At 36.5% G+C, this 15,850-nt stretch carries 11 protein-coding genes, 1 other RNA gene and 1 pseudogene; 11 read left to right on the top strand and 2 right to left on the bottom strand.

From position 1 onward, the window contains the following. Positions 1-2: 2 nt before the first annotated feature. The 8 genes and pseudogenes from addA (at position 3) to JF75_RS04980 (ending at position 11,220) form a co-directional block, all read left to right on the top strand. Positions 3-3,650, top strand: a complete 3,648-nt coding sequence (gene addA / locus JF75_RS05020) for a helicase-exonuclease AddAB subunit AddA (protein ID WP_046332115.1) — start codon at positions 3-5, stop codon at positions 3,648-3,650. Positions 3,651-3,672: 22 nt separating this feature from the next. After that, on the top strand, positions 3,673-6,462 hold the full coding sequence (locus JF75_RS05015) for a helicase C-terminal domain-containing protein (protein WP_046332114.1): 2,790 nt from the start codon (positions 3,673-3,675) through the stop codon (positions 6,460-6,462). After that, on the top strand, positions 6,449-6,931 hold the full coding sequence (locus JF75_RS05010; RefSeq protein WP_046332113.1) for a hypothetical protein: 483 nt from the start codon (positions 6,449-6,451) through the stop codon (positions 6,929-6,931). Before JF75_RS05015 ends, JF75_RS05010 begins: the two co-directional genes overlap by 14 nt. A 67-nt stretch (positions 6,932-6,998) precedes the next feature. After that, complete coding sequence (gene asnS / locus JF75_RS05005; RefSeq protein ID WP_046332112.1) at positions 6,999-8,297, top strand: asparagine--tRNA ligase; 1,299 nt, start codon at positions 6,999-7,001, stop codon at positions 8,295-8,297. Between the two features lie 75 nt (positions 8,298-8,372). Then, on the top strand, positions 8,373-9,014 hold the full coding sequence (locus JF75_RS05000; protein WP_046332111.1) for a DnaD domain protein: 642 nt from the start codon (positions 8,373-8,375) through the stop codon (positions 9,012-9,014). Continuing rightward, positions 9,015-9,644, top strand: coding sequence for an endonuclease III (gene nth / locus JF75_RS04995; RefSeq protein WP_046332110.1), 630 nt, complete (start codon positions 9,015-9,017; stop codon positions 9,642-9,644). It begins immediately after the preceding gene. Positions 9,645-9,707: 63 nt separating this feature from the next. After that, positions 9,708-9,917 carry a DUF3923 family protein gene (locus tag JF75_RS04990; protein WP_046332109.1) on the top strand — a complete coding sequence of 70 codons (210 nt, stop codon included), beginning with the start codon at positions 9,708-9,710 and terminating at the stop codon, positions 9,915-9,917. A gap of 117 nt (positions 9,918-10,034) precedes the next feature. Further along, positions 10,035-11,220 (top strand): annotated as a pseudogene (locus JF75_RS04980) (IS3 family transposase). A 60-nt stretch (positions 11,221-11,280) separates the two neighbouring features. Here JF75_RS04980 and JF75_RS04975 read toward each other — a convergent pair. Then, on the bottom strand, positions 11,281-13,650 hold the full coding sequence (locus tag JF75_RS04975) for a transglycosylase domain-containing protein (RefSeq protein WP_084605724.1): 2,370 nt from the start codon (positions 13,648-13,650) through the stop codon (positions 11,281-11,283). Further along, positions 13,640-14,272: a Holliday junction resolvase RecU gene (gene recU, locus JF75_RS04970; protein WP_046332108.1), complete on the bottom strand. Its 633-nt coding sequence runs from the start codon at positions 14,270-14,272 to the stop codon at positions 13,640-13,642. The genes JF75_RS04975 and recU overlap by 11 nt, the downstream gene beginning before the upstream one ends. 69 nt (positions 14,273-14,341) lie before the next feature. Between recU and JF75_RS04965 the strand changes: the two genes are divergently transcribed. From JF75_RS04965 to rnpB, 3 genes are all read left to right on the top strand, one after another. Next, entirely contained in the window at positions 14,342-14,908 is a 567-nt protein-coding gene (locus JF75_RS04965; protein ID WP_046332107.1) for an SLOG family protein, read from the top strand. Between the two features lie 91 nt (positions 14,909-14,999). Then, positions 15,000-15,431 carry a DivIVA domain-containing protein gene (locus JF75_RS04960; RefSeq protein ID WP_046332106.1) on the top strand — a complete coding sequence of 144 codons (432 nt, stop codon included), beginning with the start codon at positions 15,000-15,002 and terminating at the stop codon, positions 15,429-15,431. 26 nt (positions 15,432-15,457) lie between these two features. Continuing rightward, an RNA gene (rnpB, locus tag JF75_RS10260) (RNase P RNA component class B) lies at positions 15,458-15,825 on the top strand. The last annotated feature ends 25 nt before the right edge of the window (positions 15,826-15,850 follow it).

The following is a 15,850-nucleotide window of genomic DNA, read 5'->3' as shown; positions in this document are numbered from 1 at the left end:
AGATGGTTCTAGAAAAAGAGAAAACCCCATTTACAGCCGTTCAGGAAAAAGCTATTAATGATCATGGTCGCGACATACTTGTGTCAGCTTCAGCAGGTAGTGGTAAAACTACCGTTCTTGTGCAACGTTTAATGAAAGAAATTCTTTCTGGTGTCAGTGTTGATCAGCTTTTAGTAGTTACATTTACAAAAGCAGCTGCAGCTGAAATGAAAAAACGGATTAAAGAAGTATTATCAAATGAAATACAGAAGTCTTCAAACAATTCATACTTGCGTCAACAGTTAAATTTGCTTGATTCTGCCAATATCTCTACAATTGATGCCTTTTGTCTGGATGTAATCCATCGCTTTTATTACATAATTAACATTGACCCCAGCTTCAGTATACTAACTGACGATTCACAAGCAGAATTAATGCGAGAAAGGGCATTGAAAGAAGTTGAAGGAGAGTTTTTAGAGAAAAAAGATAAAGACTTCATAGCTTTTTATGACAATTTTGCAGGTGACAGAGATGCGGAATCACCACAGAATTTATTGTTAGATTTATACAATTACGCAATGGCAAAACCTGATTATCGCCAATGGCTGCAAGGATTAGCCCAAAAATATCAGATGGGAGAAGAAGTAAGCAAATCTTCTTTGTGGCAGAAAGAAATTAAGCCTTATTTAGTCGATCTTTTTCAAAATCTTGCTGATAAGTTAGAGCATCTGTGTCAAAGTGCGGTCATGACTACTAAAGAACTGCATAAAGTTAAAGAAAGTTTTGACTTGTTTGCAAAATGTCTTAGTGGCTATTTGCATGACTTGAAAAATAATAGCACATATGATGATCAGCGAGAAAAACTACGTGCTTGCATTTTCAGGGGCAATCCGCGTAAAACTAAAAAATGGGACGAAGATATTATAGCTTTTTATGACAAGTGCTCTGATTTTAAAAAAGAAGCAAGAGATCAGATTTTTACTGCCTTTACCTCTTTTTATGCCACTGACGAAAAAGAGCAATTGTCCATGATGCAAAAAGGCCAGCAAATAATGACTGCGGTTGTAAAAGCAGAACTGGCACTGATTGACCGTTTCAATGAGCTTAAAAGAGCAGAAAACCTGCTTGATTTTAGTGACATGGAACAATTAGCTTACCAAATTCTCAGCCAAGACACATCTGCATCACAAATGGCGCGGACATTTTATCAAAATAAATTTAAAGAGATTTTGGTCGACGAGTATCAGGACATCAACCCGCTACAAGAAAATATTTTGCAACTAATTAAAAAAGATGGTCAAAACAATCTGTTTATGGTTGGCGACGTTAAACAGTCAATTTATGGTTTCAGACAGGCCGAACCAAGTTTGTTTTTACACAAATATCAAGAGGCAGCCCTTAAAGAAAATCAAGCAAAAGAAGAAAGAATTTTATTGTCGGACAATTTCCGCTCCTCTAAGCCAGTTATTTCTATTGTTAATCAAGTATTTAAAAATATATTGACAGCTGACTTTGGTGGCATTGATTATAACCATGAGAGTCAGCTGACTTATGGTGCCAAATATTATCCCTCAAATCTTCCTGACGCGACTGAAATACTTTTTCATGAAAAAAATAACAACGAAAAAAGCTCGCAAGATGAAGATCCTGATGATATTGATTCAGCTGAAATTGCGATGGTTATTAACCGAATTAACAAATTCGCAGAAGAAAATTTGTTAGTTTATGACAAAAGTTCGCCAAATAGCAATCATTTAAGACCTTTTAAGTACAGTGATATTGTTATTTTAACCAGAAGTCGCAGCAATAATCTTGAAATTATGCAAGAGTTTGCCAAAAGCCATATTCCAATAATGGTTACCGATGCGAAAAATTATTTTCAAACTTTAGAATTAACTATTATCATGAACTACCTCAGGATCATTGATAATCCAGACCAGGATATTCCTTTAGTAGCTGTATTAAGGTCGCCTCTTTTTAATTTTACAGAACCTGAACTCAGTACTATCAGAATTCATACGCAGAATGACAGTTTTTACAACGCTTTAACTTCTTATGTTGCCGTGGGTGACGAACTTAGTCAAAAAGTAAAAGATTTTTTGAACCAACTCGAAGAATTACGTAAATTCGCTGCAACACATAGAATTTCAGAATTGATCTGGAGTATCTATGAAAAAACCAGCCTGCTTGAAATTATGACCTCTCTACCTAATGGCAAGCAGCGAAGAGTTAATTTAGAGGCTTTATATGAAAGAGCTGCTTCTTATGAAAGCGCTGGTTTTAAGGGCCTATATCAATTTATTAATTTTATCGAGCGAATGCGACGCAGCCAAAAGGACTTGGCCCAGCCACTCTTAACTAAAAAAGCTGGCAACTCCGTGCGCTTAATGACTGTACATAGTTCCAAGGGTTTGGAATTTCCCATTGTTTTTTACTTAGGCTTGCAGCATCAATTTCAAAAGCGGGATTTAAGCGGCAATTATATTATCAATTCAAGTGCTGTAGGTTTAACTATCAAGCAAAAACATTATCGTGCTGATACCCTGGTTAAGGCTATTGCAAATATATCCAAGAAAAGACAACTTTTAGAAGAAGAAGCGCGCATTTTATATGTGGGGATGACTAGAGCTAAGCAAAAGTTAATTTTGGTAGCTGATTTAAAGAATCTACCGCAGACAATTAAAAATTGGCAAAAAGAAGCTGATCAAAAAGGACGTCTCTCGTTGAGCAGCAAGCTTAACGCTTCAAATCCTATGAGTTTGATTGGTCCATCAATCAGATGGGATAAGCTTTTAAGTCAAAAAATTAGTGATATCAATTCAGCCTCGGAAACTAGTCAAGAATTGCTTTATATCCAGTACCACGACGAAAAAGTTCATCTTCAAGAAGAAATTAGCCCGCAAGAAAGCAAAACTGAAAACATTTCAGCACTAGAACAATATACCAAAAAACTGTTTAATTTTAATTATCCTTTTCAAGATGCCAGTCAAACAACTGCTTATCAATCGGTATCCGAGATTAAAAAAGCGTTTAATGATCCGCTTGATACCGAACTGGAAAATGCGCACCTAATTTCTTCCACTAACCGCTACTTGCAGCCGATCGATGCAAAACCCGATTTTCTGTTTAAGACCCGGTTTACAGGAGCAGAGATTGGTACCGCAATGCACCTGATTTTACAATACTACGATTATCATGGATCGGGAAATATCAGCCAGGTTAAGGAAGAGGTTCAAGAACTAGTTAAGCAAAATAAACTTAACAACAAAATTGTTCCCAGTTTAGATTTAGAAGCAATAAATTGGTTTGTTCATAGCGCTTTTGCACAAAGGTTCTGGCAAAAACCAGAAAGCTTGCACCGCGAAATTGAGTTCTCTAGTCTGCTGCCAGCTGCTAGTCTTTTTAACAATTTCAGCGATGCAGACGCAAAAATTTTAATTCACGGTACAATAGACGGTTATTTTACCGAAAAAGATGGCATAATATTATTTGATTATAAAACTGATCATATTGATCAAACTCACCTAGAAACAGCTATTGAAAAAATAAAGCAGAAGTACCTGGGACAGCTGCGCCTTTATGAGCGGGCTCTTAATTCATTTGCTGGTAAGAAAGTGAAGGCTAAATACTTAATTTTGTTAGATGCTTGCAGAGTTGTGGAAGTAAAGTAAGAGAAAGGAGGGTAATTGCAAAATGAAATCATTCGAGCATACCGTTTTTGCAGTAGTGGATTTGGAAACTACGGGTACACAGCGAGAAGAAAATAATCATATTATTCAGTTTGGCTGCGCTATTATTAAAAACATGAAAGTTGTCAAAACTTACTCTTTTATGATTAACCCTCACCGCGATATTCCGCTAGCCGTCCAAAATTTAACCCATATACACAATAAAGATGTGGCTCAAGAAAAAGATTTTGCTTATTATGCACCTAAGATTGTTAAAATCTTAAAAAATACTGTTTTCGTAGCACATAACGTTAACTTTGATTTGCCATTTTTGAATTTTGAACTGGTGCAGCACGGCTACGAACCACTAACTAATCGAGCTATAGATACGGTGGAGTTAGCCAAAATTGCCTTTCCCACTGAGCCGTCATATAAGTTAAGTGATTTGACCGCACATCTGCAGATAGAACATTTAAATCCTCACAAAGCTGATTCTGATGCCTATGGCACTGCTGTTTTATTGATAAAAATAATTGAACGGCTTGAAAAGCTGCCGCAAGCTACATTAAATACGCTCAGTTCTTTGGCTCACGGCTTGATTCGTGACACTTCCTGGATTTTTACTAGCATTGCTGATGACGCGCGCAAGGAAAAACGACCTTTACCGGCTCAATATCAGCAAGTACGGCAAATAATTTTACGAAAACAGGAAAAAGTAATTAATTCTGAGAATCAACAGTCAAGTCTTTTTCCTAAAAGTGACACGGACAAGAAGAGATTATTTAAAAATAAGATTAATTACCGCCAGCCTCAAGTAGACCTCATCAATCGCATTGAGCAATTTTTGAATGCTCCCAAGCAAAAAGCACTATTGATTGAAGCACCTAACGGCACTGGTAAAACCTTTTCCTACTTGTTTTCATATTCCTATCAATTATACACAAATAGAAAACTGGTAATTGCTACTCCTACCAAAGTATTACAAAGGCAAATAATAGAGCAGGAAATTCCGCAATTACTGAATGTTACCAAGTTGGATTTGAAAGCTGAGGAAGTAAAGGCCAGCAGCCATTACCTTGACTTAGATGGTTTTTACCAAAGTTTGTATCAGGGAACGCCTAATAAGTTAACTTTAGTGTTGCAAATGCGCATTCTGGTTTGGTTAACTGAAACGCAGACGGGTGATCTTGATGAATTGCAGCTGACTAATTATCGGGCTCCCTTATTTGCTCAAATTGCTCACCCTGGAGATGCCCGTGTTGGGAGCATTTTTGCCAAAGTTGATTTCTGGAATTTGGCCAGACAAAGGCAAGAGCAGGCTGACATTTTAGTCACAAATCATGCCTATTTGGCTAATCATTATAATGATACAATTTGGGGTCAGAATCCCTACCTCGTTATTGATGAAGCTCATCGTTTTGTTGACAATGTGATTACTTCCAGGAATGACTCGTTTCAATTTGAATCATTGTGGGGCCTTCTTAATCATCTGCGCAATTTGCTTTATTACGCTGATGACAGTATATTTAACCAGTATGGCAGCGACGTCCAGTTTAATTTTCTCTTAGGAAAGTTAGATCCAGCAATACTTGATCTGATCAAAGTTATTAATCATTTGCAGCGTTTGCTTTGTTCTAAGAAGAAGAAAGCAGTCAGCCAAAATAGCTTAGCCAATGGCAACTTGCTTCTCAGTTTTAGGGGCAAAGACCTATTTCCCAAGAACAGTCAATTTTTAACTAAACTAGCAGAATTGCAACGAAAATTAGAAGGAATCAGGCAAAATACAAATCAAATTTTATTTAAGCTTTACAATGAAACTGACAGTTCGAATATTGATAGGGATGCTATTTTAAGTGAAGTTTCTGATCAAATCGATCAACTTGATGACTATATTACCAAAAGCTACCAATTATCGGATTTACTTCACAAGAAAGCATATGTGGATGCGGAAGGGTTTATCATTACCTTGACTAATCCGCAAGATCCTTTAAGTGCCAACTTAAGTTGGTTAATGCTTGACGCAACGCCTGAACTTCATAAAATATATGATCGCTTTGACCATATATCATTTGTTAGTGCTACTTTAACCAGTGGAAAAGGGTTTGATTTTATCATTAAACTTCTTGGCCTAACTGATTTAGCACCGCAAAAGTATATCGGAACCAGTACATTCAAGCTGGCAAAGCATCTTGAAGTTCTGTCTGTGACTGATTTTCCCGACATCAGTGATCCAAAATATGATAAAAGTCTAACCCAGATTTTGGAGAAAGATCTGATAAATAAAAAGCATGTTTTAGTTCTAATGACAAATTTAGAACAAATAAAAAAAGTTTTTAGTGCTATTATAAATTCACCCAGTTTACGTGATTTTGAAATTTTGGCTCAGGGCGTTTCCGGTTCAAATAACCGGATTATTAAAAGATTTGCAATTGCCAAGCAAGCACTTATTTTAGGAGCAGACAGTTTTTGGGAAGGAATTGATTTTCATGAATGTGGTGTTGATTTGGTAATAGCAACTAAATTACCTTTCGAATCACCGGATTTGCCGGAAGTTAAGTTGCGCCAAAGACAACTTGTTGACAGAGGTATAGATGTTTTTCATTCTGATACAATGCCGCGAGCAATTATTCGCTTTAAGCAGGGGATGGGCAGGTTAATTCGTGGAGAACAGGATAAGGGCCAATTTTTAATACTGGATTCAAGAATCTGGTCAAAAGATTATGGTCCGGTTTTTCTGGCAGCAGTTCCAGTTAAAGTCAAAAAAACATCTTTAAGTAATTTACAGGAAAAACTAACAAACTATGATACAAGATGATACAAAGCAAACATTTAAATTTTTGGCATGGGTATTTATAATTCTGATCTTTTTATACTTTGCTTTCATTGTTATTTTTTATAAGGCAGGTAATCCGGAACGGTCAGAAACCCGTGAACTTAACAAAATAGCGATCGAAAAGACTCCTATCAAATACACAGAAAAAAACTATCATTTAAATCGAGGTGTTAATAGTTATGCACTTAAAGGCTTAACTAAAAACCATAGGACTTACTATTTTATCTATTTACCAGGCTCTAAAAAAGCCTATCTTTATTCAGCAAATAAAGGTGTAAATGAAGGACTCATTCGCAACAAATATAGTGCAAAAGAGCCTAACGAAAGAATTACAGAAGTTAATCTAGGCTGGTATAAAAATAAACCTGTATGGGAAGTAAGTTCTAAAAATATAGTCGGTGAATATCATTATCAACTTTATAATTTTAAAAACGGAAAATTAATAGGTTGAGTCGCTAAAATGATCAAACTTTGGTATCATTAATTTGATTATGATAAGGAAAGTGGAATAAAAATTTATGACAGAATTAATTTCAATAGCAGATTGTCGCCAGCATGTTGACCAAGAGGTGCGAATGCACGTTTGGTTAACTGACAAACGTTCAAGTGGCAAAATAGTGTTTTTACAATTACGTGATGGTACAGCCTTTTTTCAAGGTGTAGTTCGTAAAAATGCGGTTTCTGATGAAGTGTTTGAAATAGCAAAATCTCTGCATCAAGAAGCAAGTTTTTATATTAAGGGAACTGTTCACCAAGACGAGCGTTCTCATTTTCGTTATGAAATTCAAATTTCCGATTTAAAGCTGATTACAAACAATGAAGGCTATCCCATCGGCAACAAGGAACACGGGATTGAATTTTTGCTTGATCACAGACACTTATGGCTTAGAAGCAAACGTCCTTTTGCAATTATGCGTATTAGAAATACCATTTTCAAAGCTACGGTTGACTTTTTTGAAAATGAAGGCTTTGTGAAATTTGATGCTCCTATCTTTATGCATTCTGCTCCTGAAGGAACTACCGAACTGTTTCACACTGAATACTTTGGTGGGGATGCTTATCTATCACAATCCGGGCAATTATACGGTGAAGTTGGAGCAGAAGCATTCGGTAAAATTTTTACTTTCGGTCCAACTTTTAGAGCTGAAGAATCAAAAACGCGCCGTCATTTAACTGAATTTTGGATGATGGAGCCGGAAATGGCCTGGATGCATCAAGATGAATCTCTTGATTTGCAAGAACGCTTTTTGTCATATGTGACCGGACAGGTTCTTAAACATTGTCAATATGAATTAGAAATTTTAGGCCGTGATTCCCAAAAATTAGAGCCTGCGGCTCAAGGTAACTACACACGCTTGTCATACGACGATGCAGTAAAAATTTTGCAAGACGATGGCCGTGATTTCAAATGGGGCGATGATTTTGGTGCTCCTGACGAAGCTTTTATTTCTGAAAAATTTGATCGGCCATTTTTCATCGTTAATTACCCGACAACAATTAAACCATTTTACATGAAGAAAAATCCTGATAATCCTAAGGAATATCTTTGTGCAGATGTTTTGGCACCAGAAGGTTATGGCGAAATCATGGGTGGTTCTGAACGTGAAAGTGATTATGAAACTTTGCTCAAGCAAATCCATGAGGCTGGTTTAAATGAGAATGATTACAGCTGGTATTTAGATTTACGCAGATACGGCAGCGTACCGCATTCTGGTTTTGGTATGGGATTTGAGCGTGTTATTGCTTGGATTTGCAAATTAGATCATGTTCGTGAAGCTATTCCATTCCCGAGAATGATTAATCGTCTGGAACCTTAAATTAAAGTGAATAGTATAGTTGAAAGTTGAACTAAAAATTGATTTAGTTCAACTTTTTTAAAGGGAGAAATTAATATGCGCTATAATGATTACCGTTTTTTAGGTTCTACTACCTTATCAAATGGTTTACTGGCTTATTATCCGCAACTTAATATTGACGATGCAGAAATGATGGTCATTATCCAATTGGAAATGTTTGCTCAGAAAAACAATTTTTTCCCTACCAATGAACAGATTGCAGGCAATACTAACTTTTCTGTTACAGAAATTACTGCTTTAATTCAAAAATTAATTGAAAAAGACTTAATTGTGATTGCTCAGGTTACTGACAAGAATGGTATGATTGGAAATAAATATAATCTTAATCCGTTATATGATAAGCTGGATCAATTGCTGGAAAATAAAACTTTGTCAGCTAATCAAAAAATGCCTGTTAAAAAATCAGAAACTGCTATTGATAACAGTCCATTAAATCAATTAGTAAGGCAGTTTGAAATTGAATTTGGTCGCTATTTAAGTCCAATTGAACGAGAAGAAATAGCCGCTTGGCTCAATGTAGACCATTACGATCCGGCTATTATTAAACTGGCTTTGCGCGAAGCAGTCTTATCTCAAGCATATAGTCTGAAGTATGTTGATCGTATTTTGCTCAATTGGCAAAGACATAACCTAAAAACAAGCAGTGAAGTCCAAAAGTTTTTGAGGAGGAACCGCTAAATGAAAGCAGAAAAAATACTTAGTAAAAATGAAGCCAGAAGGGTGCTAGAGTGCATCAATCAAATGTATCCTGATGCCAAAAGTGAATTGGTATGGGACAATAACTTTCATTTATTATGTGCAGTGTTGATGAGTGCTCAAACCACAGACAAGATGGTAAATAGAGTGATGCCAAAGTTTATGGAAGATTATCCTGAACCCAAGAATTTAGCTTTGGCAACAATTCCAGAGATAGAAAATCATATTTCCCAAATTGGACTTTATCATTCTAAAGCTAAGCACTTAAAAGAGACTGCAGAAATTTTGGTTTCAAAATATGACAGTCAAATTCCACAAGATAAAAAGGAGTTAATCTCCTTGCCTGGGGTTGGAGAGAAAACAGCTAATGTTGTTTTAGCAGAGGGATTTGGGATACCAGCGATAGCAGTTGATACACACGTGTCACGGATTTCAAAACGATTCCATATTGTGCCCCAAAATGCCAAACCTCTTGAAGTAGAAAAAAGGTTAGAAGAAATTTTACCGAAAGACGAATGGATTCATACTCATCACGCAATGATTTTATTCGGTCGCTATTCCATGACAGCACGTGATAAAAATGATCCTTACAGTTATTTAAAAGAAAAATAGTGTTTAAAAAATAAAAGTTTAGTATAATTTCTTTATCAAAATAATATTAAGGGAGACTATACTATGAGTGGTTGGCAAACGACTAATTTTATTTTAGCAATTTTATTTTTGGGTTTTGCTTTATTCTTATGGCTTCGTCCATATGATGGAACTGGCGTTCCTAATACTATGTATGTAAAATTGATTTCCTTAACTGTTTTAACAATATTTTTTGCCTTTATTTTTTTAATAGAATTCATTTTTTACCTTATACTGAAAAACAATAAAAAATAAAAGCGTCGAAAGATTTGATATGACCCCCAAATTTAGGACAAATTTGGGGTTATTTTTATGTCTAAATTATCTAAACAAGATAAAGTTGAAATCTATCATCTTTGACACGATTATCAAATCAGCCCTGCTGAACTAAGTCAGCGTTATCAGGTTGGCAGGACTAATATTAGTTACTTGTTGGCTTTGATTGACCGTCACGGTCTAGCTATTTTAGACCAGCCTTTCACTGCTTATACAAGTAATTTTAAGGAGCAGGCTCTTAGGCGAATAATAGTTGACCATGCACCCCTTTATCACGTAGCACTAGATTTAGGTTTAAAAAGTCGTGGCATGTTGTCCAATTGGCTGCGCGAATATCGTAAAAATGGGTATAATATCGTTAACAAGCAGAGAGGACGACCGCCCCATGGCCAAAAGAGAACAGCTGATCAAACAGGAAAATCATCGACTCAAGCAAGAGAACGACCGCTTACGCCAGCAGAACTCAAAGCTGAAAATCGAGAACGAATTCGTAAAAAAATTGAGCGTCTTATACACTTTAAAGAAGAAGGATAAAGAGCGAGATAATCGAGAAATAATGGCAGAAATCAAAACTATCTATGAAGAACACAAGCACCGCTATGGCTATCGCCGCATTACTGCAGAGCTTAGGCGTCGTGATTTATTAGTCAATCATAAAAAAGTGCAGCGCTTAATGAACAAGCTGAAACTGTTTGGCATAGTCAGTAAACGCTGGCACAAATACAGCAGCTATCGTGGCACTCAGGGTCCGATTAAGTCTGACCTAATTAAACGCAGCTTTAGTGCGGTTTACTCCAATCACAAATGGTATTCAGATATAACTGAGTTTAAGCTCAAGGGGCAAAAGACTTACTTATCACCGATCATTGACGGCTGCACCCAAGAGATTGTTTCCTATACCATTTCCCGCAGTCCTAATCTTAAGCAGACCATGGATATGTTAAAAAAGGCCTGGCACAAATATCCGGCACTGAATGGCTTGATCTTCCACACCGATCAAGGCTGGCAATACCAAAATGGTCAGTTTCAAGCGTGGCTCAAAAATCATGGCAGTAGCCAATCAATGTCACGCAAGGGCAATTCGCTTGATGATGGGTTAATGGCAGGCTTCTTCGGAATACTCAAACGCGAAATGTTTTATGGCTTTGAAAAGCAGTTTAAAAATCTCACTGAACTGGAAGACGCAATCAGAGACTACATTGAGTATTACAATCAGAAAAGAATCAAAATCAAACTAAAAGGACTAACTCCGCTTGAATATCGGCAGTTAGTCCTCAGTTAATAGCTAATATAAAGTGTCCTAAATTTGGGGGTCACATCAATCTTTCGACGTTTTTATTAGTTAATGTTCATTATTTTCATTATTGGTTGAATTGTTGCTTTCTCCTCCAGGTTTGTTAGGTCTTTGCTCATGATCAGAACTGGTTCCCGAATCGGTATTGTTAGCATTGTCATTATTTTGACCTGAATTTTGTGAATTATTTTCACTAATATTGTTTTTATTCTTGTCTTTTAAATTTTTGGCTTTTCTTTGGTTCTTATCAGTTTGCCTAGTAGAACCATTTTGATTGTGCTGAACTGAATATCTTCCTTGAGTATTTGTTGAAGAAGAATCGTTAGTATTAGTTTTCTCATCATCTTCATCATAATCGCTGCTATCATCAACTATACCAATAGGAGAATGACCGCGAACAAACAGTTGCCATTCACCTGTAGATGACACTTCCGGTGGATTTGAGTTTCTAGCAATTTTTGCGCGGATCACAGAGTCAGGCTTTTGCCAATCGACATTTTCCTTGTTTCTCATTAGATAAGTCATCATGTTCTTGTAAAAAAGCTGTGCCGATTGTTGACCAATGCCAGAAATGGTTCCGTCTTTCAGATTATCATAGCCTGTCCAAACACCAATTGAATAACTAGGCGTATAACCTACGAACCAAGAATCTTTAGGAGTCGCAGCATATGCTGGATAGCGTGCTAAATCTTGTTCGGAATATTTGACAGATCCAGTTTTTCCAGCATGATGTAAACCACTAATCTGTGCGTTTGTACCAGAACCACGTTTAATTACTCCTTTCAGCATGTCCGTAATCATGTATGCTGTAGACTTACTCATAACGCGAATGCCCTCAGAATCATAATTTCTGGTAAGTCCATCAGGAGTTTCTATTTTAGAAACAAATTGCGGTTTATGATAGATTCCCATCGCAGCAAAAGCGCTGAAAGCACCTGCCATTTGCAGGCTTGACGCATTGGCACCAATCGCCACTGACAAACCAGAGTCTTTTGGAACATTGATATCCATTTTCCCAGCAAATTTTGCTGCTCGTTTAATACCAACTTCTCTCAAAGTTTTGACGGCAGGAACATTACGTGACTGTTCCAAGGCATGTCTCATTGTCATCATACCATCATATTTATTATCCCAGTCATAGAGTTGCACATTCGTGCCTGGATATACATACTTGCTATCATCTAGCATTTTAGCCGTTGACCAATTTAGATATTCAATTGCCGGACCATAATCTAAGACAGGCTTTATTGAAGAACCAGTCGATCTAGTGGTTTGTACTGCTCGGTCCAAGCCTAATTGGACTGAAGAGGGTAGGTGCCTGCCACCAAGAATAGCTACCACGTGGCCGTTACTTGGATCGACTACGGAGGCCCCAATTTGCATCTTGTCATTTGTGAAAGGAACTTGACCGTTGTTGGCTAATTGATAAAGTTTCTTTTGAGCTTTTTGGTCCATATTAATGGTAATCTTTAAGTTGTCACGAAAAGGATCAAAGCCTTTAGCTCTGACTTCAGCAATGGCTTCCTTAACATAGGGATCATTAATTTTGCGTAAGTTAGATTGCTTACGCTGGTTATGAGGTTTTAAACCCTTTTTTATGCTTTCTTTTCTAGCTCCATCATATTGTTCTTGAGAAATTTTTTTATTGTTTAACATTGCTTTGAGAACAATATTACGCCGATATTTTGCATATTCTGGGTAAGTATAGGGGTTATATACGGTCGGTCTGTTAGGCATTCCTGCAAGCATAGCTGTTTGGGCTAAATCTAAATCCCCAATCTTTTTACCATAGTAAAAGTTAGCAGCTGTGCCAATTCCAGTATTACCATAATTCATATATACCTTATTAATATAAAACTCTAAAATTTCATCATGACTGTATTCTCTTTGAACTCTCATAGCCAGCCATGCTTCCTGGGCCTTTCTGCGTAATGTTCTTTGAGAGGCAGCAGTTGAAAATTTTGTCAGCTTAACTAATTGCTGGGTAATTGTAGAACCACCAGCAGAAATACTTTTACTTTTAGCATTAGTTAACATTGAGCCTACAATTCGAATAGGGTCAATTCCCAGGTTGTCTCTATAAAAGCGCTTGTCTTCAACTGATACAATAGCATCTTTTAGTAGCTGCAAATCTTTACTGTCTTTAACATACAACCTTTTTTCAGTACCAAGGGACATGATAAATTTACCATTGGTATTGTATAACCCTGAAGAGCCGCCACTTTCAAGATCAGCTCGACTAATGTTAGGAGCATCCTTAGCATAAAAGGCAAACAACCCCACGCCAGCTACCAAAATTAAAAAAACGCCTAAAAATGTCCACTTAAGTATTCGACGCCACAATGGTTTAGGCAGACTTTGCCTGTATTTCTTACGTGATTCACGTCCATTATTTGAGTTTGAATTTTTATTTGTCATCGTGTATTTTCCTATCCGAGATAAAAGAATCTACAGCTTTCAGGTATGGCAGAGTAGGTTGAAAGCCATTCTTAATCTCTACTGACCAATCCTCAACTTCTTTTAATGTTAACGAACTTTTATCTTTAGTCCACCAAGCTTTAATGATTGCACTTGCTGGAGTTACAAAATAACGGTTTAAGCTTGTAAATCCTATTATTGTAAAGCATATTCCTTTTTGCTTCAAGCATTCTGCTAAGTGAATAATTTGATGCTCGTGAAAGTTTTTTAAAGGAAAATTAGTTTTATTTTTGGTCTCTTTTGCTTCGAAGTCGAGATAGTAACCTTGATAAACACCATTATAATCCGTAGTTGATTCCTGACGGAAATATGCCTCTTTTATTACTGCACGTGATCTTTTAGGATAATCTACCTTAACTATTTGAACTGGCGTCGGTTTTTTATGCACCACGGCAATTTCTTTGGTACGATAATATTTATTAGATTCATTAATCATCTGCTCAAGATTCATTCCTCGGTCAGAAAAATTAATATTTTTGTGTTTTCTTTTTTGGTGCTTAGCTTGATAATTATAATTTAATTTACGAAAAGCGGCAGAACTGCCGGTTGGATATTTGACCATAAATATCACTCCTGCTAGCATTATAGCAATAAAGAAAAAGTTTTTGAACAAGGAGCTATCTGTTTCATTATGCAAAGATTGTGGGTAACTGGATATCGCAACTACGAACTTAATACGTTTGGAGACAAAGATCCTAAAATAAAAATTATTAAGTTGGTTTTAAAGAAACATATGGTTAACCTATTGGACAATAACCAACTCGACTGGGTAATAACTGGAGCTAACCTTGGGGTTGAGCAGTGGGCAAGTGAGGTCGCAATCGACTTACGAAAAAAATATTCTTTAAGAGTATCTATCATTGTTCCTTATGAGGAATTTGCCAGTAGATGGAATGAAAATAATCAAGAAAAGTATCTCTCTTTAAAACAGCAAGTTGATTTTTTTGCTTCCACTTCTAAAGAAACTTATCAAAATCCTGTGCAACTGCGTAATTATCAAAACTTCATGCTTATGCATACTGATAGGGCTTTAATGATCTACGACCCAGAAAATCCAGGAAAGCCCAAGTTTGATTATAATTTAATCAAAAAATACCAAGAAACTACAGAATATCCGTTAGAATTAATTGATTTTTACGATTTGCAGGATGAAGCAGAAGAATTTCAAGAAAATCAAGATGATGAATTCCGAGAATAAGATAACTTTGTTTTAAAATTAACATTTTAGTTTTAAGCAAGTCCAGTTTTTGCTAGAATAAAAGTGATATAAAAAGGAGTTGTATATTATCATGGCAGATTTAAATGATATTCAACTATCCACTAAGGATATTTTAAAAAAACAATTTAGAACAAAGGTTAAAGGCTTGGATCCAGACGAGGTCGACGCCTTTTTAGACAAAGTAATTGCTGATTACGATACGTTTGAACAAATAATTGAAGACCTTTATGGTCAAATTGGCAAGCTGCAGGGAGAGTTGATGGACGATCAACATAAAGAAGAATCTATTCAAGCGCAGAAGACTAAAAGAGTAAGTCCAGTAGCTACACAGGAAACAGTGCGGACATATACACCGACTCAAGAACGTTCCACTCAGAGTTTTAATCCAATAAATGGGTCAGCTGAAAGCTCAACTAATATGGCTATCATTCAACGCATTTCGACCCTCGAACGCAAGGTATATAATTTGGAGCAACGAGTTTATGGGTTACAAAAAGAGTAAGCTTTGATATAATTTTAAATGGTGCAAATTTTGAGCAGTCGCGGTTTGACCTGGAAAAAGGTCAGGCTGAGGAAAGTCCACGCACGCACGAGCTGCGATGCTTGTAGTGTTCGTATTTAGCTCAATAAGCTAAAGGATTTTAATTACGGCGAAAAAAAGTGCTAAATCATTATGACATGCATGAATATTCTGAAAAGTGCCACAGTGACGTAGCAGAGGTGGAAACGCTTCTGGTGGAACGAGGTAAACCCTGCGAGCGTGCAACCCAAACTTGGTGGGGGCGTTTCAATCTAAGGAAATGAACTAAAGATTGGATTGCTAATATATAGCAAAGATAGATGGCTGCTGAAGGTATTTATGCCACAAATACCCGAACAGAACGTGGCTTACAGAAATTTGCATTGGCAGCGTTGAGCTTT

Source organism: Lactobacillus kimbladii, from assembly GCF_000970755.1.
GTDB classification, from domain to species: domain Bacteria; phylum Bacillota; class Bacilli; order Lactobacillales; family Lactobacillaceae; genus Lactobacillus; species Lactobacillus kimbladii.
The sequence above is the reverse complement of the archived record's forward strand: the minus strand, read 5'-3'. Positions and strand labels throughout refer to the sequence as shown.

Coding starts and splice junctions, on each gene's coding strand:
- nth (WP_046332110.1), top strand. CDS start 9,015: ATGAAAGCAGAAAAAATACTTAGTAAAAATGAAGCCAGAAGGGTGCTA.
- JF75_RS05010 (WP_046332113.1), top strand. CDS start 6,449: ATGATACAAGATGATACAAAGCAAACATTTAAATTTTTGGCATGGGTA.
- JF75_RS04965 (WP_046332107.1), top strand. CDS start 14,342: ATGCAAAGATTGTGGGTAACTGGATATCGCAACTACGAACTTAATACG.
- JF75_RS04960 (WP_046332106.1), top strand. CDS start 15,000: ATGGCAGATTTAAATGATATTCAACTATCCACTAAGGATATTTTAAAA.
- JF75_RS04975 (WP_084605724.1), bottom strand. CDS start 13,650: ATGACAAATAAAAATTCAAACTCAAATAATGGACGTGAATCACGTAAG.
- addA (WP_046332115.1), top strand. CDS start 3: ATGGTTCTAGAAAAAGAGAAAACCCCATTTACAGCCGTTCAGGAAAAA.
- asnS (WP_046332112.1), top strand. CDS start 6,999: ATGACAGAATTAATTTCAATAGCAGATTGTCGCCAGCATGTTGACCAA.
- JF75_RS05015 (WP_046332114.1), top strand. CDS start 3,673: ATGAAATCATTCGAGCATACCGTTTTTGCAGTAGTGGATTTGGAAACT.
- JF75_RS04990 (WP_046332109.1), top strand. CDS start 9,708: ATGAGTGGTTGGCAAACGACTAATTTTATTTTAGCAATTTTATTTTTG.
- JF75_RS05000 (WP_046332111.1), top strand. CDS start 8,373: ATGCGCTATAATGATTACCGTTTTTTAGGTTCTACTACCTTATCAAAT.
- recU (WP_046332108.1), bottom strand. CDS start 14,272: ATGGTCAAATATCCAACCGGCAGTTCTGCCGCTTTTCGTAAATTAAAT.